Source organism: Alteromonas naphthalenivorans (assembly GCF_000213655.1).
GTDB lineage: Bacteria > Pseudomonadota > Gammaproteobacteria > Enterobacterales > Alteromonadaceae > Alteromonas > Alteromonas naphthalenivorans.
This window is the reverse complement of record NC_015554.1, coordinates 46,915-69,171: the sequence shown is the minus strand read 5'-3', so window position 1 is coordinate 69,171 and position 22,257 is coordinate 46,915. Positions and strand designations below refer to the sequence as shown.

General features: G+C 44.1%; 14 protein-coding genes, 4 tRNA genes, 2 rRNA genes and 2 pseudogenes. 3 read left to right on the top strand and 19 right to left on the bottom strand.

Annotated features, from left to right (window positions below):
* Window positions 1-150: 150 nt before the first annotated feature.
* The gene (locus AMBT_RS00305; RefSeq protein WP_013782558.1) at window positions 151-1,317 is read left to right on the top strand and encodes a DcaP family trimeric outer membrane transporter; all 1,167 of its coding nucleotides are present in this window, start codon (window positions 151-153) and stop codon (window positions 1,315-1,317) included.
* Window positions 1,318-1,443: 126 nt separating this feature from the next.
* On the opposite strand, the gene AMBT_RS00300 is transcribed toward AMBT_RS00305, so the two are convergent.
* From AMBT_RS00300 to AMBT_RS00260, 9 genes and pseudogenes are all read right to left on the bottom strand, one after another.
* Window positions 1,444-2,595, bottom strand: a complete 1,152-nt coding sequence (locus tag AMBT_RS00300) for a Na/Pi symporter (RefSeq protein WP_013782557.1) — start codon at window positions 2,593-2,595, stop codon at window positions 1,444-1,446.
* Window positions 2,596-2,815: 220 nt separating this feature from the next.
* The gene (locus AMBT_RS00295; protein ID WP_013782556.1) at window positions 2,816-3,868 is read right to left on the bottom strand and encodes an aldo/keto reductase; all 1,053 of its coding nucleotides are present in this window, start codon (window positions 3,866-3,868) and stop codon (window positions 2,816-2,818) included.
* A gap of 18 nt (window positions 3,869-3,886) precedes the next feature.
* A complete protein-coding gene (locus AMBT_RS00290) occupies window positions 3,887-4,966 on the bottom strand; it encodes a hypothetical protein (protein WP_013782555.1) in 1,080 nt (359 codons plus the stop codon).
* A 226-nt stretch (window positions 4,967-5,192) separates the two neighbouring features.
* Entirely contained in the window at window positions 5,193-5,759 is a 567-nt protein-coding gene (locus tag AMBT_RS00285) for an ankyrin repeat domain-containing protein (RefSeq protein WP_013782554.1), read from the bottom strand.
* A gap of 149 nt (window positions 5,760-5,908) precedes the next feature.
* Window positions 5,909-6,790, bottom strand: a pseudogene (locus AMBT_RS00280) (catalase); the annotation flags it as partial.
* 78 nt (window positions 6,791-6,868) lie between these two features.
* The gene (istB, locus tag AMBT_RS00275; RefSeq protein ID WP_013782552.1) at window positions 6,869-7,633 is read right to left on the bottom strand and encodes an IS21-like element ISShfr5 family helper ATPase IstB; all 765 of its coding nucleotides are present in this window, start codon (window positions 7,631-7,633) and stop codon (window positions 6,869-6,871) included.
* 28 nt (window positions 7,634-7,661) lie between these two features.
* A complete protein-coding gene (gene istA / locus AMBT_RS00270; protein WP_013782551.1) occupies window positions 7,662-9,206 on the bottom strand; it encodes an IS21 family transposase in 1,545 nt (514 codons plus the stop codon).
* 218 nt (window positions 9,207-9,424) lie between these two features.
* A pseudogene (locus tag AMBT_RS00265) lies at window positions 9,425-10,111 on the bottom strand (catalase); the annotation flags it as partial.
* Window positions 10,112-10,694: 583 nt separating this feature from the next.
* Window positions 10,695-12,062: an alkaline phosphatase PhoX gene (locus AMBT_RS00260; RefSeq protein WP_013782547.1), complete on the bottom strand. Its 1,368-nt coding sequence runs from the start codon at window positions 12,060-12,062 to the stop codon at window positions 10,695-10,697.
* Between the two features lie 460 nt (window positions 12,063-12,522).
* On the opposite strand from AMBT_RS00260, the gene AMBT_RS22315 reads away from it, so the two are divergent.
* Window positions 12,523-12,822, top strand: a complete 300-nt coding sequence (locus tag AMBT_RS22315) for a hypothetical protein (RefSeq protein WP_148259063.1) — start codon at window positions 12,523-12,525, stop codon at window positions 12,820-12,822.
* 429 nt (window positions 12,823-13,251) lie between these two features.
* Here the strand turns inward: AMBT_RS22315 and tuf are convergent, their stop codons facing one another.
* The 8 genes from tuf to murB all read right to left on the bottom strand — a co-directional run bounded on the left by tuf (window position 13,252) and on the right by murB (window position 17,691).
* A complete protein-coding gene (gene tuf, locus AMBT_RS00255; RefSeq protein WP_013782545.1) occupies window positions 13,252-14,433 on the bottom strand; it encodes an elongation factor Tu in 1,182 nt (393 codons plus the stop codon).
* Window positions 14,434-14,500: 67 nt separating this feature from the next.
* A tRNA-Thr gene (locus tag AMBT_RS00250) sits at window positions 14,501-14,576 on the bottom strand.
* Between the two features lie 7 nt (window positions 14,577-14,583).
* Window positions 14,584-14,658, bottom strand: a tRNA-Gly gene (locus tag AMBT_RS00245).
* 33 nt (window positions 14,659-14,691) lie between these two features.
* Window positions 14,692-14,776: transfer RNA gene (locus tag AMBT_RS00240), tRNA-Tyr, on the bottom strand.
* A 7-nt stretch (window positions 14,777-14,783) separates the two neighbouring features.
* Window positions 14,784-14,859, bottom strand: a tRNA-Thr gene (locus tag AMBT_RS00235).
* 112 nt (window positions 14,860-14,971) lie between these two features.
* The gene (locus AMBT_RS00230) at window positions 14,972-15,712 is read right to left on the bottom strand and encodes a type III pantothenate kinase (protein WP_013782544.1); all 741 of its coding nucleotides are present in this window, start codon (window positions 15,710-15,712) and stop codon (window positions 14,972-14,974) included.
* Window positions 15,699-16,688 (bottom strand): bifunctional biotin--[acetyl-CoA-carboxylase] ligase/biotin operon repressor BirA, encoded by a 990-nt coding sequence (gene birA, locus AMBT_RS00225; RefSeq protein ID WP_041452448.1) that lies wholly within the window; start codon window positions 16,686-16,688, stop codon window positions 15,699-15,701. The genes AMBT_RS00230 and birA overlap by 14 nt, the downstream gene beginning before the upstream one ends.
* Before the next feature lie 10 nt (window positions 16,689-16,698).
* Window positions 16,699-17,691: a UDP-N-acetylmuramate dehydrogenase gene (murB, locus tag AMBT_RS00220; RefSeq protein ID WP_013782542.1), complete on the bottom strand. Its 993-nt coding sequence runs from the start codon at window positions 17,689-17,691 to the stop codon at window positions 16,699-16,701.
* Window positions 17,692-17,958: 267 nt separating this feature from the next.
* Here murB and AMBT_RS00215 point away from each other — a divergent pair, with 267 nt between their 5' ends.
* The gene (locus tag AMBT_RS00215) at window positions 17,959-18,474 is read left to right on the top strand and encodes an EF-hand domain-containing protein (protein WP_013782541.1); all 516 of its coding nucleotides are present in this window, start codon (window positions 17,959-17,961) and stop codon (window positions 18,472-18,474) included.
* Between the two features lie 204 nt (window positions 18,475-18,678).
* On the opposite strand, the gene rrf is transcribed toward AMBT_RS00215, so the two are convergent.
* A 5S ribosomal RNA gene (gene rrf, locus AMBT_RS00210) occupies window positions 18,679-18,794 on the bottom strand.
* A 185-nt stretch (window positions 18,795-18,979) separates the two neighbouring features.
* Window positions 18,980-21,970 (bottom strand): 23S ribosomal RNA (locus tag AMBT_RS00205).
* Between the last annotated feature and the right edge of the window lie 287 nt (window positions 21,971-22,257).

The window sequence follows — 22,257 nt, the reverse complement described above, 5'->3', positions numbered from 1 at the left end:
GGACTTTAGTCCTAGGAATTCGACTACTCACCAATTACGACTATAGTCGTATGCGACCATTAGCTTATTTCAATTTGCACCAAGGTCGGCAAATCTATAGAAGTTAACTTTGAATTTACATTTATTTAACCACACTTTAGGGCAAATATAATGAAAGCCATAATAAAAAACTCAGTGCTAGCCGTATCGTTAGCACTTGCAGCGTCTAACGCAACATTCGTTAGCGCCGCTGACTTAGGCGATACCAGCGTTAAATTCACCGGCTACATAAAAGCCGACGCGATGGTGAGCAACTACTCTGAAGGCACGCTAGGTTCCGGTAGTATTGGTCGAGATTTTTACATTCCCTCGCTAACGCCGGTTTCCGGTGGCGATGAAGGCACCCAATTTGATGCACATATTCGTCAATCTCGTTTTAGATTTAGCACCAACACGCCAACAGCGGAAGGTGATGAAATCAAAGGAGTATTAGAATTAGATTTTATCGTCACTAGCGGTGGTGATGAACGCATTAGTAACTCTTACACCCCCCGTGTTCGCCACGCCTACATTCAATACAAAGAATGGTTAGTGGGTCAAACATGGACCACATTTATGGATGTAGGTTCCCTACCAGAATCTCTTGATTTCATTGGTACGACAGACGGCATTACATTCGGTAGACAAGTCATGGTGCGATACACCAACGGCGGTTTACAATTGGCGTTAGAGAATCCTGAAACTACGGTAACACCCAACGGTGGTGGTAGCCGAATTGTGGCTGACGATAACGCCGTTCCTGATTTCGTCGCCGCCTACACCGCTAAACAAGACTGGGGCTACGTGAAAATAGCAGGTCTGGTACGTCAACTTTCATATGATGATGGCAGTGGAATTGACGCCGATGAAACCAGTTATGGTGTCGCCTTGTCAGGAAAATACAAGTTGTCGAGCGGCGATGATATTCGCTTTATGGTGAATACAGGCCAAGGGATGGGTAGATATTCCGCATTGAATGCTGCAAATGGCGCAGTCATCACCGCCGATGGAGATTTGGAAGCTATCGATTCAACGGGTTACGCTATTGCCTATCGTCACCTTTGGAACGACAGAATGCGAAGCAGCTTCATGTTTTCAGCGTTAGATATTGATAACGACACTACTCTTACCGGCCTTAGCGTGACAGAAAGCAGCTACAGCGCGCGTGCTAACTTACTGTATTCGCCTACCAAAGCCCTTACCTTTGGTGCAGAGTACGCGTTTGCACATCGCGAAATTGAAGAAGGGTTAGAAGGTGATATGAACCGTTTACAGGTTTCTGCAAAATACGCCTTTTAATTCGTAAAGAACACCCCGTGTTAAAAGAAAACCGCGCTAAGCAATAGCGCGGTTTTTTTATAGGTTTGGTTTCGCTTTAGAACGTGACTAGCACGCAATATCAGATAGAAACAGAGGTCAATAAAATCAAACTGACATAAAAATGATACCTAGCGGCATGCAGAAAAATAGCCCACCAATATACGCTACCCCGTAAAATTTCTTCTCGGCGACAATAACCGACAGTTTATAAGACAAATCTAACGGAATATTGCGCAACATTGGCGTACCGTAAATTAACACCACGCTAAAAACGTTATATAACAGATGCACAAGGGCAATTTGTAATGCAAACGCGGCATTCACACCCACCACACCCAGCGCTGCAATTAACGCGGTAATACAGGTGCCAATATTAGCGCCAAGGGTAAAGGGATAAATATCTTTTGCCTTTAGAATATCACTGCCCACTAACGGCACCACTAAAGAGGTGGTAGTAGAAGAAGATTGCACCAGCACTGTCATTAGTGCACCAGAAGAAATACCCGATATAGGCCCTTTACCGATGCTTTTATGCAGAATATCTTTTGCTTTACCTACCATAAGGGATTTCATGATTTTCCCCATGTAGGTAATTGAGGTAACAATAAGCCCAATACCGAGAATGATCTTAACGATACCGGGGTACACTGAAGGCAAACCGCTAACCATGCCTGTTACCACGTTAAGTGCCGGCTGGGTAAGTGCTTTGATAGGATTAAACCCGTCAACGCCCATTGTGCCACCCGTATTGAGCATAGACACTACAAAGGCGCTAGAGTGCTCCAAAATCCCAAAGGCCATTTCTAGAGGCAAGAATATAATCACCGACATCACATTGAAGAAATCGTGAATAGTCGCGGCGTTAAATGCTCGTTGGAATTCATCTTTTTTAGCGACATGCCCAAGGCTAACAAGGGTGTTGGTGATGCTGGTGCCAATATTAGCCCCCATCATCATAGGCACGGCGATGGTGATAGGTAATCCACCTGCCACCATGCCAACAATAATAGAGGTTACCGTACTTGAAGATTGAATGAGCGCGGTAGCTACCATGCCGATAATCAGCCCCATGATGGGATTACTAGCAAAAGTGAATAGCGTTTTTGCGTGATCGCCGGCAGCAAGTTTAAAGCCGCTTCCTATCATGCTAACGGCCAACAGCATTAAATACACTAGTGCAATAAGCAATAGCCAACGGCGCCAGTTGCCATGCTGGGTTTCGGTTTCACAAACAAGGGGCGAATCTGATAGAGACATAAAAGGTGACAGTCAATAAATAACAGTGAATTTATACTATGACGAAGTTGTGACAGATAAATGACCAACGTCGACAGTATAAAATCACCGCAATTTATAACCTTACTGCAATTCTTGGGTAAGACAGGCTGTGTTTAGGGCTTGCACCAAGTCGTTGTGACTTGGCCCGTAATATTAGAAACTTACGCTCTAATGTTTGCACCTTTTGTTACCACAGTATCTAATAACCTAACGGATGGCGGCGAACCACCTCGCCTATTTGTTTCAATGTGCTTTCATCTAGGTTAAGTGAAAATGCCGACAAGTTTTCAGCTAACTGCTCGGTGGTCGTCGCGCCAATAATGGTAGAAGTCACACCTGGCACTTGTTTACACCACGCTAAAGCCAATTGCGACGGGGTAATCTTTGCTCGCTTGGCAATTTCAACATAACGAGCGGTGGCTTCACGGGCGGGCTCTTTATCTCTGAATAATCCTTGGCGCTGAACCAGTGTCCACCTTGAACCTTTGGGTCTATCACCATTCATGTACTTACCACTTAGCATACCTGTAGCCAGTGGCGACCAAGGTAAATAGGCAATATCTTCAAGTACACAGGTTTCAATCAAATACGGCCAATCTTTTAAATGCAGTAAACTAAATTCGTTTTGAATTGAAACTGGAAAAGGAATATTCATTTCTTTGCACAGCGTTAAAAACGTATGAATACCCCAAGGTGTATCATCAGATAATCCCCAATGACGAATTTTCCCTGCATCGAGTGCTTTTTTAATGCCGGATAAAATATCTCGCATACCCTCAATTTCTTGCTGCTTATTAATTTTTATAGGGTTAGCACGGTCAGGCCAATGCTTTCCAAAATGCGGGGTAACGCGATTCGGCCAGTGTAATTGGTAGACATCTACATAATCGGTATTTAATCGGCTTAACGAATTATCCAGCGCCACCTCTACCGCATGAGATGTAATGGGGCCACCGTCACGGATGTAACTTAAGCCACTGCCGGCAACCTTTGTCATAATGACTAGAGAATTACGGGCGGCAGGATTTCTTGCTAACCAGTTACCCAAGATGCGCTCGGTATCACCGTAGGTTTTATCGTTCGGTGGAACAGGGTACATTTCGGCGGTATCGATGAAGTTCACACCATGATCAATTGCCATTGCTAATTGCTCATCGGCGTCTTGCTGCGTGTTTTGAATGCCCCATGTCATGGTGCCAAGGCAAATATCCGATACCGATAAGTCGCTACCGCCTAATTTGTTAAATTGCATATTTACGTTCACCTACCTTCAACTTGTCTCTGATTTTCTCTGCTTTTGTGCTAATTCTGCTTCCACAACAGCGAGTCGTTCTTCAATTGCTTGACGAGACTCTACCATTTCATTGGCAAGTTCAGCCAACGATTTGAACTCAGCAAAACCGAGTTTCCTCGGATCCATCCGCTGATATTGGCGCTTACACCGATAGAAGAACATAACGAAATTAGAGAAAGCTCGGTGAAATGTGGCAAAGCTCTTTACTAGAATTAAAATTAAAAGCACTGAGGTGAGCACCGCAATACTAATACTGTATATTTTTACTTTTTGCTCTTGGTTTTCAATAATAGGCTGTAAAGCGTTGTCAATTAATGTGAGCTGTTGTTCCACATTGTGAGCTTGTCGCCGAAAACGCCCTACCAAACCCTCATTGTGAGTAAGACCTAGCGTTTGATGGGCAATAGCAAGCGCCCTCACGGTTTCTTTATACACGCTAAGTAGTTCATTTACCTGTTCTGATTTACCCGCGTTACGCTCCTGCGCCAGTAGCTCTATACTTTGAACCGCAAGGGTGGCGTAATAGTTATTACGGGTTAGTTGAAAATCGCGAATAGCTAATCTTGCGCCGTCAAGTTGAATGAGCGCATTAGACCCAACATCAAAATACGACTGACTGAGCAATTCCCCCTCAGTATTAATCATTTGCCCTAGCAAGCCAGATGTTGGGGTAAGCCCTATCTTGGTTTGTAGCGCAACGACTTGCTGGAAAAGTTGTTGGTATTCATCCAAGCCTTCGGCTAAATTCCCTAACTGCGACATGGGCATATCATAATCGCTAATTAAAGGCGTAAGCTGATTAAGCCGAGTGCTAAAACTCTCAGAACGCTCGATAAATAACTGAAAGTACTCCTGCTGATGGCGCATCAAAAAGTCTTTCTCGTGGCGCCGCATTTGCAATAAATCTTGCCCCATGCGAAGCAACAAATTCCTTTGCTGATTCAATTCAATGAGCCGCTGCGTAAAATAATGCTGACTGACCACCAGCATGCCCATTCCAACAACACAAATCAGTGTCATTAGTACAAGCCTAGATTTTATAGAGTCAAACTTCATTCATGAGATCCCCTTAGGTATTTCATTTACACTGCGCGCTGGGAACTAGACATACTACTTGAAGATAGACCAATTCACTCTATCTAGCTCAATAGGCATAAGAGTAATTAAATAAAATGACAATCTATAGTGGAGACTCAATATTTTAGCTAAACGTTTTTGAGGTGTTAATGGAAAAAGGGGCGAGCGCCCCATTTCTATCATTGATAATGTAAACCGAGAGGTATCACCGATTAACGTTTGACTCGTTCAGCGTTTTCGCCAATTTATAATTGCCTTGCGATAAGGCAATATCGGCCACTGAGTTACCTGCCAAGTCTTTGTGCTGCGGGTTAGCGCCTTGCTCAATTAACTCATTCACTAAAGACTGCCTATCGAACAAACTAGCGAACATAAGTGCCGTTTGACCTTGAGAGTTAGTTTCATCGATATTGCATTGTGCAAACATCAGTTTTCTAGCCACACTCAAATGCCCTTTGAAAATAGCACCCATTAGTGCGGTGTTACCTTTGTTATCTTCCTGGCAGGCATTGATATTTTCCTTGCCAAGTAAATAATTAACCGCATCGTTGTGACCATGGTAAGCCGCTAGAATAAGTGCGGTATAACCTTTTTCATCAGCTACGTTTCCATCAAGACCGGCCTGATAAAAGGCTTGAAGCAATTCAACGTTGCCCTCACGCGCGGCATCAAAATAGTGCGCTTTCAGCTCATCAATACTGGATTGCGCATGACATAGACTCACGCTAAGCATTAAAGTAAAAACCAAAAGTGTGCGTTTAACGATGTGCATTGTGGGTCTCCTATGTCGTCTTTAATAATGATAAATATGAGTAGTTGATATGAAAAAAGCTACAAGGTAAAACAGGTGGTTCAAACGAAGTCTTTGATAACTATAACTGCCCTACCTAAATAGGTAGGGCGAGTTGATAGTGGTGTTACTTATTGCATAAGGGCAGTTAAGCTTTCCGCTACTTTCTTCGCTTTAGCAGCGCGGGCTGCTTGCTCGTCCATTAGTGCTTTTGCTTCTGCACGTACTTGCGAGATAGAAACCTTAGCTAGCTTAGCAACGCCGGTACCGTATTCTTTATCAGCGTTGTACATGAATGCACTGATGATAACGCGAACCTCTTCTTCAGGTACCGATGCTAATGCACCACCCATGTTGTTGATTAAGTTCTTACGACCTTGTTTATCAAGGTTGCGGTAGAACTCACCCGCTTGTTTGAAGTTCTGTTCCTTGTAGAAAGGAATTTGCTGTGTCATACCTGCAAGCGGCTTGCTTGAGTAACGGTATGCTGGATCTTCATTCAAATCTAAGCGACGGCTAGGCTGATAGTTAACATCACGGTTAGTTGATGTAGTACGAAGCTGGCCATGTTGCTCGTGGTTGTTAATCTCAACATTTTTAGGCGCGTTTACCGGAATACGGTAAGCGTTAACACCTAAACGGTAGCGCTGGGTATCAGCATAAGAGAACAAACGACCTTGTAGCATTCTGTCTTCTGATGGCTCGATACCTGGAATTAGATTACTTGGTGCAAATGCAGCTTGCTCAGTTTCTTCAAAAAAGTTGTCAGGTACACGGTTTAACACCATGCGACCAATTTTGCGTGAAGCAACTAACTTCTCAGGCCAGATCTTTGTGGTATCTAACGGGTTGAAGTCAAAATCATCTAACTGCTCTGGCTCAAGTTCTTGCAAATACAAATCCCATGAAGCGGTTTCGCCTTTCTCACCAATGCGAGTGTAAACGTCAGTGGTGTGTGGCTGGAAATCCATACCTTGCTGTTTCATTGCTTCTTCAGCAGTGAAGTTTTTAATGCGTAATACCATGAAGCCGATCGGTCAATACTATTCAAGCCGATCACTTTTTTGTCTGCCAGTAGACCTTAGTAAAATCTAACTTGAGTGATCGCCATCAGTCAAGGAATTTAGTTTTTTTCGCATCGATTCGCCTTTTAATTCCAACTTTATTGCTCCGTGAACAAGCCGATCTAGGATCGCATCAGCATGTGTCGATTCTCCGATCATTTCATACCAATTTTCTATCGGTAATTGGCTGGCAATTAAGGTCGATTTTGTGTCATATCTCGCATCAATTAATTCCAGTAAATCACTGCGTTGTTGAGCTGTTAATGGCTCTAATCCCCAATCATCTAGGATCAGTAAATTGGCAGAGCTAAGCTTGTTGATCAGTTTTCGATAACTACCATCGGCTTGCGCTAAGAACATCTTTTCTAATAGCTCTTTAAGCCTAAAATAATAAACGCTACTCCCTTGTTGGCAGTGGTTTTGACCAAGCGCGCAAGCGAGGTAAGTTTTGCCACACCCCGTTGCGCCCGTGATCAAGATGTTTTGATGAAGGCGAAGCCATTCACCTTGTGCTAATGAACGGATCTGAGTTTTATCGAGTTGTCGTGCTGCGCCATAGTTTAGTTGAGCCAGTGTGCCGCCAACTCTGAACTTTGCTTGACGAGTTAAGCGATCAATTTTACGCTGGTCACGCTGTGTTATTTCATGCTCAAGCAATAAACTTAGCCGCTCTTCGAAACTTTGTTCTACGTATAGATTGGGTTGCTCATATTGCTGCAATAGTGCATCACGTATACCGCTTAGCTTTAAGTTACTTAACTGGTTATTGACTTGTTGATTGATATTTTGCATAAGATTTCCTTTGGTTTGTTAGTTTTGATTAATGGTAATAGTTGTTGCCGCGGATATTTTTATGATCAATATCTTGTAGTAAATCACCTTGAGCTTGTGGCAAGGGTTGCTTATCCAAGCCCTTTTCTAAAATGTTTTTTACTTGTTTTACGCGAGTAACACCTGTGGCTAATGCGCGATGACAGGCTGCTTCAAGACGTTGGTCAGTAAACTTCTTACCTAGGCTTAATAACCCCATACAAGCACGGTAGCTTTGTTCTGGATGCTTTTTAGCTTGCATCAATTGCATAACAAACTGCTCCGTTGAACCACCGAACTTAGCTGCCCAACGCTCGAACCGTTGTGGTGTCCATTGCTGCTGCTTTTGATGAGCTATTGGCATATGTAGATCAAGCGTAGTGTGTGCACCTTCTCGGTGTGATCTTGGATGAACGGCTACTTGAACACCCTGATGGTAAAGTGTCACCAGTTGACCTGTGGCATGGGCTTCAAGCTTTTGTTTGATCAAGGTATGAGGTACTGAGTAGTAGTGTTTTTCAACTTCGACATGATAATCAATATGCACGCTTACTTGTTTGACTAAGGTGTAACTGTAAGCCTGTGTGGGTAGTGGTTTGAGAGCAGGTTTATCAATGGATTCAAACTGACTGAGCCTTGAACCAGGGTGCTTCTTCATTTTCCGCTGGTTTAAGTCGACAAGCAGTTTTTGTATCTTTAGGTTTAATTGGCGCAAGCTAAAGAAGCTTTCATTGCGAAGCCGTGCCATTATCCAGCGTTCGACAATTTGCACACCCACTTCTGCTTTGGCTTTATCCTTGGGCTTATAAGGTCTAGCAGGCACAATGACCGTATTGTAGTGTGTCGCCAATTGTTGGTAGGTTGGATTTAAATCAGGCTCATATCGACAAGGTTTAGTTACCGCACTTTTTAAGTTGTCAGGGATTACCAGCTCTGGCACACCACCAAGAAACTCAAAACAACGAGCATGACTCATCACCCAATCTTCTAGCTTTTGGCTATACGTTGCCTCCGCATACGTATAATTAGATGCGCCCATAACTGCGACAAACACTTGAGCTGTACGGTATTCACCTGTACTAGCATCAACAATATTCATAGTTGGGCCGCAGTAATCAACAAACAGTTTTTCACCTGCTTTATGGTTTTGTCGCATGGACGGTTTTTGACATTTAAGCCATGCCTTGTACTGTCGGCAGAAGTGGGTGTAACTGTAAAATCCTTCCTCGTGTCGCTCTTTGTATTCTTGCCAAAGCAGCAATAGCGTCATGGTTTTGGGTCGCAGCTCCTGCTGAACTAACAACCAGTCAGGAATACTAAAGCCTTTTAGTCGGGGCTTTGTTTTGAAGAATGCTCGTTGCAGAGAATGATCATCCCATTTTTCATCAAGTGGCCAGCAAGTGATACCTAACTCTGCTGATTTACAGGCATATTTAGAAACAATTGAAGGTGAAATAGATAAGCTGTTTGCTATCTTTCGATGACTGAGTTTACAGTCGTATTTTAGTCTTAAAATCTCTTTAAGTTTACGCATTGAAATAGGTGCCGTTGGCATGGTTATTCTCATCATCAAAAATGAAAAGGATAACGGTTAAAAACACCTACTGGATAGACAAAAATGAGTATAAATTGAACGATACCATTCAAGCCGATCACTCAATACCATTTTGACCAAAAAGTGATCTGCATCGATGGTATTGAGTGATCGCGATGGATAGTATTAGGTGATCGGCTTAGATGGTATTAGGTGATCGCGATGCATGAGAATATGCATTTAATAGGTTGGTTCGCTTTCCACGTAAATTTCACGTATTTAACGTTGCCTTCATCATCAACAAATTTGAAAGCGTGAACACCTGAACCATCCATATTTAGGTAGCTTGCTGGCGTACCATAGTCAGAAAACAGCATGGTTAGTGTGTGCGTAGACTCTGGAACATGCGAGAAGAAGTCGAATACACGCTTAGCATCTTGCTTGTTAGTTACCGGAGACGGTTTAAATGCGTGAACCATATCTGGGAATTTAATTGCATCACGGATAAAGAACACAGGGAAGTTGTTACCTACTAAATCCCAGTTTCCTTGCTCAGTGTAAAACTTCACAGCGAAACCACGAGGATCACGAAGTGTTTCAGGCGAAAGGTGCCCGTGCACTACTGATGAAAAGCGCACGAATACTTCGGTCTTTTTACCTTCACCTTGGAAAGGAGCAGCAACTGTATCTTCAGATAAGTCTTCGTAGTTTTCATAGTAACCATGAATACCAACACCACGGGCGTGAACTACTCGCTCTGGAATACGCTCACGGTCGAAAGCCGCTAGCTTTTCAATTAGGTGAGAGTCTTGTAGAAGCACAGGACCCCAAGGACCAGCAGTTTGCGAGTTTTGGTTATCTCCAACTGGTGCGCCATTTTGACGAGTAAGGGTATCCGCTTGAGCACTTAAGCCCATACTTAACATACCTACGGTTACACAACTTATTATACTTCGGGTAAACAATCGCTTCATTTTATGCTGCTCCTGAAAAACGAGTTTTATTGGTCGGGGTTTTCTGAGCGACACAAACTTGGTCGCCATAATAGTTATTTGCATAGTTGCAAACCGATTGTGCTGGTTTAGCAACGAATTTGTGCGGTGTAAGTTTTCTTAGAATTGTGCTCACAACAGCTCTCCTTGTTAGATGCGAGGATTATTACCGTTCTACGAAAACTATTAAAATGACATAAACTGATTAAGTTAATTGAATTTATAGATGTGACTAAAGAATAGAAAAATGATTGAGGTTTTCGATTGGCATTTTAGACTGGGTGAGCTTAGGAAAATTTGCGATTTGTTCGATAGTTTAATCAACAAGTCAATTTTTAACTTAACACCAAAAGGTTAGTATCTTTGATACTTATTTCAGAGTGACAACGATGGGAGATGAGAGAATACACAAAGGGGTTAAAGGCAGAAGCAAAGGTAGGAAGATAGACAGAAAGGTAATGTACTTCACATACATAAAGCACATTACCGATAATCAGTTACTTGAACATGGGGCTAGTTAAAGCGCCATCCAGGGGCCTGTAATGGCCAAGGTCTTACTGGGAGAGTACATATTCACGAACAATACACTACCGTCGTTAGTGAAGCACGCGCCAGCAAGTTCGGTTTGCGCGTGTAGTTTGGCAACGTTATAAATATCCCCCTCTGGTGTAACCCCGCGAAGGTGATTATCTACAATTTCAGTGTACTGATCTTCGCATACAATCAAATGGCCATTAGGGCTAACAGTCAGGTTATCGCCGAAGTTAAATAAGTTAGCGTCATCACTTTCAACGAATAATTGTAATCTGCCACCTGAAGCCTGAGAGTTTGAAGCAGAGTCGGCTTTAGCGCCTTGTGGCTGATAACGCATTATCTGACCTAATTGCTTAGCTCCGCCATTGGTGCAACAAAAATACAGCTCGTTGTTGCCCCAATGCAGCCCTTCACCTCGAGCAAACAACGTTGCGCCCGCCTTATAACCTTGAACACGCAAGTCATCATTAGGGCTTTCTGGCGTATGTAAATCGACCCAATCTACATTTAACCATTCCCCTAGATTCATACGCGCCTTATCCCAGTTACGAGAGTCGAACTGAGGCACACCTTTTATGCGTAAAGCCTGTAACTTACCGCCTTTATCCAGCTGGCCTTTAACACTAGGAATAAAGCGATAAAACAAACTATCGCCTCTGTCTTCCGTTAAATAAACAATACCCGTTTCTGGGTCGACACAAGCCGCTTCATGATTAAACCGCCCCATAGCCTTAAGCGGTTTAGCCTCTACTAACGTCTCAGCATCAGCAGGTACTTCAAAGATATAGCCATGCTCTTTCGAAATAACACCGTTAGGTTTATCGACCGATTCTTCGCATGTTAACCACGTTCCCCAAGGCGTAATACCGCCAGCACAGTTGCGAATAGTACCGACTAAGCTAACAAACTCTTTTTCAACAACCTTGGTATCGAGATTATAAACCAGCGTGGTGGTGCCTCCTGGCAGCGCGACACCATTTTCAAAATGATCATAAGCAAGCTCAGTAGTATGAGTTTGAATAGATTCAGGCTGGATAGATAGGTGAGCGGCCTGTAACTCGTGATTACGTACTAAGGCAACCTTATTGTTACCTAGCGAGAAACATCCCATGCCGTCAGCTCTATCGGGCACATTTAATCCATCTCTCATGGCATCACCCAGTTCAGAGATAACCTGGTAACTAAAACCCTGAGGTAAATCGAGAAGTTTCTTAGGATCAGGCACAAGCGGCCCATAGCCTTTGGTGGTTGGCGTTAACACTCCGGCATTCGCCTTACCCAACGCACTTGATGCCAACCCAGCAAATGCCAAGGTACCCGCCCCTTTAAAAAACTGCCTTCTATCAATCATTATTATCACTCTTTGTACTAATACTTACGCACCTGATTTACGTGTACCCGATTAAACCAAATACTGCCTGCATCTATCATCACACACTATTGTTACATTATAACGTTTGTTAGCTTTTCTCTATGACAAATACCAATGTTTTTATAGAAGATACCTCCCCTAGGAAACCTAGTGCAGTAAAACCAGTCGATAAAATTGGGAGAAAAGCACACCAAATTTACTTTTGTTGGTGAAAACACACGGCAATAAACCTGGTGATACGGGATGGGTTCAAAGTGATATAACTAAAATGAGTCAGCTTTGAGTGCACCCTAGGCTTCTTATTAAACCTCTCATTGTTGACAGAGGCGGCAGTAGAAGCCCATGTGAAACCCTCAGCAGCATGGATGGATTCACGCCGCGTTTCTGATGAGATTAATCACTATTTGAGTACGATGGCACATTTAGAAGAAAGGGCTTTGTGCGCCTCGGAAACTTTCTACAGTATGGATGCTGTAGCGAAGGCCCCATGGATGGGTTTACGCCGTTATCTTTATCCTACCAACAACAGTCTACTGTGTTGATAGAGGCGGCAGTAGAAGCCCATATGAAACCCTCAGCAGCATGGATGGATTCACGCCGCGTTTCTGATGAGGTTAATCACTATTTGAGTACCATGGCTTGTTTCGAAGGAAGGGCTTTGCGCTCCTCGGAAACTCTCTACAGCATGGATGCTGCTGCGGAGGCTCCATGCATGGGTTATCCCTTACCATTCCAATAGTACATGCTGGCGTTTACAAGAGAGGGAGTAGCCCCCATCAGAAACCTTCCACAGCATGGATGCTGTGGCAGAGGCCCCATGGATGGGTTTACGCCGTGTTTCTGATGGGATTAATCACTATCTGAGTACGATGACTTGTTTATAAGGAAGGGCTTTGTGCGCCTCGGAAACTCTCTACAGCATGGATGCTGTAGCGAAGGCCCCATGGATGGGTTATCCCTTACTATTCCAATAGTACATGCTGGCGTTTACAAGAGAGGGAGTAGCCCCCATCAGAAACCTTCCACAGCATGGATGCTGTGGCAGAGGCCCCATGGATGGGTTTACGCCGTGTTTCTGATGGGGGCTACTCCCTGTCCAAACATAAACGCAAGACACAAAAAAGGCGCTCAAATGAGCGCCTTTTTTTTATGCTTTGGTTTGCTTAGATTAAAGAATCTTAGCTACAACACCAGCACCTACAGTACGGCCACCTTCACGGATAGCGAAGCGTAAACCTTCGTCCATCGCGATTGGTGCAATAAGCTCTACTACGAACTTAAGGTTGTCACCAGGCATTACCATCTCTACGCCTTCTGGAAGCTCTACAGCACCAGTTACGTCAGTTGTACGGAAGTAGAACTGTGGACGATAGCCTTTGAAGAATGGAGTATGACGGCCACCTTCGTCTTTGCTTAGTACGTATACTTCAGCTTCGAATTTAGTGTGTGGGTTGATTGAACCAGGCTTAGCTAGTACTTGACCACGTTCAACGTCTTCACGCTTAGTACCACGTAGAAGAACACCAACGTTCTCACCAGCGCGACCTTCGTCAAGAAGTTTACGGAACATTTCAACACCAGTACAAGTCGTCTTAGTCGTATCTTTGATACCAACGATTTCTACTTCTTCACCAACTTTAACAATACCTTGCTCTACACGACCCGTTACTACTGTACCACGGCCTGAGATTGAGAATACGTCTTCGATTGGAAGAATGAACGGCTTATCGATAGCACGCTCTGGCTCTGGGATGTATGAATCAAGAGCTTCACCAAGTTCGATGATTTTCTTTTCCCATTCTGCATCGCCTTCAAGAGCTTTAAGTGCAGAACCTTGGATAACTGGAAGGTCATCGCCTGGGAATTCATATTCGCTAAGAAGTTCACGAACTTCCATTTCTACTAGCTCTAGAAGCTCTTCATCATCAACCATGTCACATTTGTTCATGAATACGATGATGTAAGGAACACCAACCTGACGACCAAGTAGGATGTGCTCACGAGTCTGAGGCATAGGGCCATCAGTCGCAGCTACTACTAGGATAGCTCCATCCATCTGTGCAGCACCGGTGATCATGTTTTTAACGTAATCAGCGTGTCCTGGGCAGTCTACGTGAGCGTAGTGACGAGTAGGAGTGTCATACTCTACGTGAGATGTAGAGATGGTAATACCACGAGCTTTTTCTTCAGGCGCGTTATCGATTTGATCGAAAGCCTGAGCTGAACCACCGTATGTCTTAGAAAGAACAGTAGTGATTGCCGCAGTTAGAGTAGTTTTTCCGTGGTCAACGTGGCCAATAGTACCAACGTTTACATGGGGTTTCGTACGTTCAAACTTTTCTTTTGCCATTTCTATTATCCCAGCAAAGTTACTTTAAAAATTTATGAAATTCTATAAACATGAGCTGGGGAGAAACTGGTGCTGATAGGCAGATTTGAACTGCCGACCTCACCCTTACCAAGGGTGCGCTCTACCAACTGAGCTATATCAGCACTGATTTGGAGCGAGCAGTGGGAATCGAACCCACATCATCAGCTTGGAAGGCTGAGGTAATAGCCATTATACGATGCTCGCAAATCCTAATTCTCTGGCCACCTCATAAAAAAGTGGTGGAGGGGGCAGGATTCGAACCTGCGAAGGCTGAGCCGTCAGATTTACAGTCTGATCCCGTTGACCGCTTGGGTACCCCTCCAGATTGATGGTGCCGACTGCCGGAGTCGAACTGGCGACCTACTGATTACAAGTCAGTTGCTCTACCAACTGAGCTAAGTCGGCACTACATCAAGTGGGTGCGCATTTTAGAGTAATGAATTACTCAGTGCAAGTGTTGTTTTGAAAAATTTTACTTTTTCTTTTTTGACCGATAAAAACTTATCAATCAAACCAGTTACGTAAGAAGCTCGCTTCTTGCGTAGCGGGCCAAACCTTGCACCACCAAATGAGCGGGACGAATCCTAACATCGCTTTCAAGGAATGCAAACATTTTTTTGTCTCCACCCCCTAAAATTATATCAAAATCGGTTTGTTTGCTGGATAAGTAATCAACAGCGCTCAAATAAACACCATACACTGCTGCATAGCACCCTGTTGCAACACATTCTTCGGTATCGTTGCCTAGGCTGAGACTGGTCGGAATTTCGTCATTTGCATACACTTTCTTAGTGGAATTAAGTAATGCTTGTTTCATTACTTGAAAGCCTGGTGTGATCCAACCGCCTAAATGTTGACCATTCACCACAAAATCAACTGTAATTGCTGTGCCCACATCCATCACAAAAAATGCTTTTTGTGTTTTTTCTGCAGCACAAACCATGGCAAGCCATCGATCGACCCCCATTTTTTTTTCGTTTTCGTAACTATTTTTTATGCCGAAGGCTTCTCGTTCGGTATTTTTCTCTTCAACGGCAATATTTCTTTGTTCGCAGGCGGCGAAAATTTGTTCGACCGCATCGGCTTTTCGTACTGAGGCTAAATATAAGTGGGAAATATTTTGCTGTTCATCGATAAAAGAAAGTAAATCGGATAAATTTTCTGTGGCCGTTGGCTCGTTTTCAGCATCAGATAACAAACAATATTTAAATCGAGTATTACCAACGTCCACTAAAACGATATTTTTATCGGTTACCACGTAAGCTAACCTCTCCACCGTGGAATCGAGTAATGCCATCTTGGGTTTCAACCAACAACGCACCGCTGGCATCTACGCCTCTATCAATACCTGAAAAACGTTTTTCGCCCATTTGTAGCACAATTCTTTTATCAGCATAGAGGTCTAGCGCTTCCCAATGGGGCGCGAACGGGCCAAAACCTTGCTGGGTAAACTTAGGTAACAATGTCCAAAGTGATTTTATTATGGCTGCCGCTAAACTATTTCTATCTGGCGTGTGTCCTAAATAAGATGTTAAGTCACTATGAGGTTGTCCAACGTCATATTGGCTATCAGGAACACACACATTTAAACCTATTCCAATGACAGAATGCGCAGTAGCACCAATCTGCCCTTCTACTTCTATAAGAATGCCGGCGAGCTTTTTACCTTGAAGGTAAATGTCGTTAGGCCACTTCAGTTCGGCATCATCTACGCCAAAGTCTTTCAATGCTTCACATACTGCCAAACCCACCATTAGTGACAAACCTGCCATGCTTTGGTAACCATCTGGAAAAGACCAGTACATAGAAAACGTTAAGCTACCGCCAATAGGTGCCAACCAGGTTCTACCATGACGACCACGACCCGCCGTCTGAATTTCAGCGAATATTGCATCACCATCAGCTAATTCATGACGGGCATTAGCAATGCGCTTTTTCATTTCAGTATTAGTAGAAGGTAACACCGACTCAACATCTATCATGGCACGCTTAGTATTACCTAAGTGCTTCTTAATACTCTCTGCATTTAACAAAGAAAAACCTCGCTCTAAACGGTAACCCTTACCTTTAACTTTAAAAACATCTAATCCCCAGTCAGAAAGCTGAGAAATATGGCCTGCTACAGCGGTACGGGAAAGGCCAACTTGTTGCGCTATGGTTTCACCAGAATGGAAGTGTCCATCAGACAACAAGGCCAATATATGTTTTCTTACTGATTTTGATGCCTGCCTCATAATTGCTGTCTCATAATTGAATGAGTCCTTCCCTACCAACTAAACGTACTTCTGGCTCGAGCGTTATTTTAAATTCACTTTCTACCGAATTCATTATCTCTTTAGCTAGGGCAATTAGGTCATTACCCTGCGCGTTTCCTATATTAGTTAATACTAGCGGCTGTGTAGGATGACACCTAACGCCATTAAGCGCCTTTCCTTTAAAACCCATCTGATCGATAAGCCATGCAGCAGGTACTTTTACCTGATTTTCTGACACCGGGTAACTCGGTATATCAAGATAATGACATTTCAGTTCTTCAAAATGCGCTAATGCAATAACAGGGTTCTTAAAGAAACTACCTGCATTTCCAAGCTGCTTAGGATCAGGAAGCTTGGCTTTTCGCACTTCTATTACCTTATTAAAAATATCTTTCGCATTAGGGCAGTCTATAGCCGACAATTCACCATAACTCGCCACAACGTCGTACGCCTTGGGAAGTGTAAAATTCACTTTGGTGATAAGCGCTTTACCATATAAGGCGTGTTTAAAAATACTATCGCGGTAACCAAACTGGCAATCCGCCCCCTTAATAAGAAAGGGTTCTTTTGTTTCAAGTAGTATCGCTTCTATAGAATCTATGAAGGAATGTACCTCTACGCCGTAAGCCCCAATATTTTGAATAGGTGATGCGCCTACGGAACCTGGGATCAGCGCAAGGTTTTCAAGGCCAAACCAGCCATTTTGCATACACAGCGATACAAACTCATGCCAATCTTCCCCTGCCCCAACACTAATATGATGATGGGATTCGGTGTCGTAGTGGCTAATACCCTTAATTTTATTTACTAGCACCACTCCTTCGAAGTCATCCAAAAATACAGAGTTACTTCCGCCGCCTAAAATATATGTATTAACTTCTGGATTGTAGGCTTGTAAAAATGAATCTACAGAGTCGAATTCGACGATAGATGCGCAATTCGAAGCTAAGGAAAAAGTATGATATTGCTGTAATGAGGGCATAGCACTTTATAGAAGAATAATAATGCGCTAATGGTAGGTGAAGCTGATGTTAATTAAAAGCGGTTTAGAGGGATTGGTTGAGGTGAACGCCCCCTGTATATATTTCACACACTGCAGAGTTCTTAACCAGTGCCCGTCGACTTCTTTCTGTTATTAGTCAAAAAATCAGAAAGTTAGGTGGTGGCATAAAATATGAATCTTTACTTGTTACACTGAAACGTTTTGTCTCTTTCTAAGCAGAACGCACTAAAGTAAATGGAGTTTATTATGAAAAAGCTTTCACTTTCTATGTTAATGAGCACACTAATTACGAGTTCGGTAATGGCCTCGTCCAACGGTAAGATAGAAACTAGTTTTACAGGTTTAGATTCTGATGGTGACGAATTACTCACATCAAGTGAATTGGAAGGAACATCATTAGCGCCTTATCTAGAAAATATAGACACAAACGGTGACTCTGCTATAAACCTTTCTGAATTTAACGAATACGTAAAAGCAAACACCAGCAAGTTCAGTGAGGATGTTATCGCGACAGTTGACGAAAATAGTGTAGAAGACGCCGTTAGCGTAGAAAAGGTAGATGACGTAGAAAACAGTGCCATGGTATCAGCAGTTGTTGTTAATTTTGAAAAAGCGGACTTAAATGAAAATGGTACATTGTCATCTGCTGAAGTATCAAAAGTCAATATAGACGGAAACTTCACTAAAATGGATAAAGATGGGGATGGGGCACTCACCAAAACAGAACTTGAACATTATCTGAAAATGAAAGGTAAGCAGTAAGTATCTTTGTTTTCATACAATGAGTAATGCAGATTTAGAACCTGCCTAGCTTCACTTTCTTACACGCATAAAAAAAGGGCTATCCGTTAGGATAGCCCTTTCTTCGAATGGGAGCTTGGCTTGCGGCATGCGCTAATACGTTTCACTTTCTTACACGCATAAAAAAAGGGCTATCCGTTAGGATAGCCCTTTCTTCGAATGGGAACTTGGCAGTGTGCTACTCTCACATGGGGAAACCCCACACTACCATCGCCGCTAATACGTTTCACTTCTGAGTTCGGAATGGGATCAGGTGGTACCGTATCGCTATGGCTGCCAAGCAAAAACTTTTGCAAACGTTAGTTTGCGTAATACCGACTTATTTAGTCCATATTACTTTAATAATTAACAATTTAGGAATTCTGATATTCACGTAATCAATCTTTTGAGCACTGAGTACTACTACTCTAGTTGCTATTAGCTTTGTCTCACAACACTCAAGATTATAAAGCCTCTTGGGCGTTGTATGGTTAAGCCTCTCGGGCAATTAGTACAGGTTAGCTTAACGCCTTACAACGCTTCCACATCCTGCCTATCAACGTCATCGTCTATAACAACCCTTCCGGACTTTAAAAGTCAGGGATGACTCATCTTTGGGCCGGCTTCCCGCTTAGATGCTTTCAGCGGTTATCCGTTCCGAACGTAGCTACCGGGCAATGCCATTGGCATGACAACCCGAACACCAGCGGTTCGTCCACTCCGGTCCTCTCGTACTAGGAGCAGCTCCCATCAATCATCCAACGCCCACACCAGATAGGGACCGAACTGTCTCACGACGTTCTAAACCCAGCTCGCGTACCACTTTAAATGGCGAACAGCCATACCCTTGGGACCGACTTCAGCCCCAGGATGTGATGAGCCGACATCGAGGTGCCAAACACCGCCGTCGATATGAACTCTTGGGCGGTATCAGCCTGTTATCCCCGGAGTACCTTTTATCCGTTGAGCGATGGCCCTTCCATACAGAACCACCGGATCACTATGACCTACTTTCGTACCTGCTCGACGTGTCTGTCTCGCAGTTAAGCTAGCTTATGCCATTGCACTAACCTCACGATGTCCGACCGTGATTAGCTAACCTTCGTGCTCCTCCGTTACTATTTGGGAGGAGACCGCCCCAGTCAAACTACCCACCAGACACTGTCCATAATCCCGATAAGGGACCAATGTTAGAACATCAAACATACAAGGGTGGTATTTCAAGGACGGCTCCACACAATCTAGCGACTGTGCTTCGAAGCCTCCCACCTATCCTACACATGTAGGTTCAATGTTCAGTGCCAAGCTGTAGTAAAGGTTCACGGGGTCTTTCCGTCTAGGTGCGGGTACACAGCATCTTCACTGCGATTTCAATTTCACTGAGTCTCGGGTGGAGACAGCGTGGCCATGGTTACACCATTCGTGCAGGTCGGAACTTACCCGACAAGGAATTTCGCTACCTTAGGACCGTTATAGTTACGGCCGCCGTTTACCGGGGCTTCGATCAAGAGCTTCTCCGAAGATAACCCCATCAATTAACCTTCCGGCACCGGGCAGGTGTCACACCCTATACGTCCTCTTGCGAGTTAGCAGAGTGCTGTGTTTTTAATAAACAGTCCCAGCCACCTGGTCACTGCGGCCCTCATCTGCTCAAGGAGCAAGTCCTATCACAAACAAGGGCGTACCTTCTCCCGAAGTTACGGTACAATTTTGCCGAGTTCCTTCACCCGAGTTCTCTCAAGCGCCTTAGTATTCTCTACCTGACCACCTGTGTCGGTTTGGGGTACGGTTCATATAATCATAAGTTTAGAAGCTTTTCCTGGAAGCAGGGCATCAACAACTTCACCACCGTAGTGGCTCGTCTCGCATCTCAGCTTTAAGAATCCGGATTTACCTAAATTCTCGGCCTACTTGCTTTCACTTGGACAACCAACGCCAAGCTTGCTTAGCCTTCTCCGTCCCTCCATCACTGATTATATAAGTACGGAAATATTAATCCGTTTCCCATCGACTACGCATTTCTGCCTCGCCTTAGGGGCCGACTTACCCTGCCCTGATTAGCATGGGACAGGAAACCTTGGTCTTCCGGCGTGGGAGTTTTTCACTCCCATTATCGTTACTCATGTCAGCATTCGCACTTGTGATATGTCCAGCAGACTTCTCAATCCACCTTCATCCACTTACACAACGCTCCCCTACCATACGTGTAAACACGTATCCGCAGCTTCGGTATATTGCTTAGCCCCGTTACATCTTCCGCGCAGGCCGACTCGACTAGTGAGCTATTACGCTTTCTTTAAAGGGTGGCTGCTTCTAAGCCAACCTCCTAGCTGTCTATGCCTTCCCACATCGTTTCCCACTTAGCAATATTTTGGGACCTTAGCTGGCGGTCTGGGTTGTTTCCCTCTTCACGACGGACGTTAGCACCCGCCGTGTGTCTCCCGGATAGTTCTCATTGGTATTCGGAGTTTGCAAAGGGTTGGTAAGTCGGGATGACCCCCTAGCCTTAACAGTGCTCTACCCCCAATGGAATTCGTCCGAGGCTCTACCTAAATAGATTTCGGGGAGAACCAGCTATCTCCCGGTTTGATTGGCCTTTCACCCCCAGCCACAAGTCATCCCCTAACTTTTCAACGTTAGTGGGTTCGGTCCTCCAGTTGATGTTACTCAACCTTCAACCTGCCCATGGCTAGATCACCGGGTTTCGGGTCTATACCTAGCAACTAAACGCGCAGTTAACACTCGCTTTCGCTACGGCTCCGCTATTCGCTTAACCTTGCTACTAAATATAAGTCGCTGACCCATTATACAAAAGGTACGCAGTCACCCCATCACTAAGCACCCTGCTTGATTTTTGGCGGTTTACCGTTGGCTGCTTCGCAGGTCAACGCTAACGCTTATCAAACGGTTGTACTTTGTGAGTCACATCACTAAAGGCACTTAGTGATGGGGCTCCCACTGCTTGTACGTATACGGTTTCAGGTTCTATTTCACTCCCCTCACAGGGGTTCTTTTCGCCTTTCCCTCACGGTACTGGTTCACTATCGGTCAGTTAGGAGTATTTAGCCTTGGAGGATGGTCCCCCCATATTCAGTCAAGATAACACGTGTCCCGACCTACTCGATTTCACAAAAACAAACACTTCGTGTACAGGGCTATCACCTTGTATCGCGCCACTTCCCAGAGGCTTCCACTACGTTCATAATTGCTTAAGGGCTAATCCCCGTTCGCTCGCCGCTACTAGGGGAATCTCGGTTGATTTCTTTTCCTAAGGGTACTTAGATGTTTCAGTTCCCCTCGTTCGCCTCGTTACACTATATATTCATGTAACGATACCTATAAATAGGTGGGTTTCCCCATTCGGACATCTGTGGCTCAAATGCATTTTGTCGGCTCACCACAGCTTTTCGCAGACTTACACGTCCTTCATCGCCTCTAACTGCCAAGGCATCCACCGTATACGCTTAGTCACTTAACCATACAACCCCAAATGGCCTTCGTTAACACTTCCTATTCTTCCTAAATTTTCCTCGTTCGCTCAGTTACATACTAAAAGTATGTGTCTTCGCTTACTCGTCGATTTAGTCGACTAGAAACTGTTACCTCGACCATTGCACTAATAATCTTATAAATAAGAATATTAAAACAATGATTGAGCGAAGCGCTCTCCCGCCTTTTGAAATCAGGACTGGATGAGATCTAACTCAGTTGTATGCATGACAAGCTAATCGTGAAATTGCCTTGCTATCTTCTTGCTAATCGGAC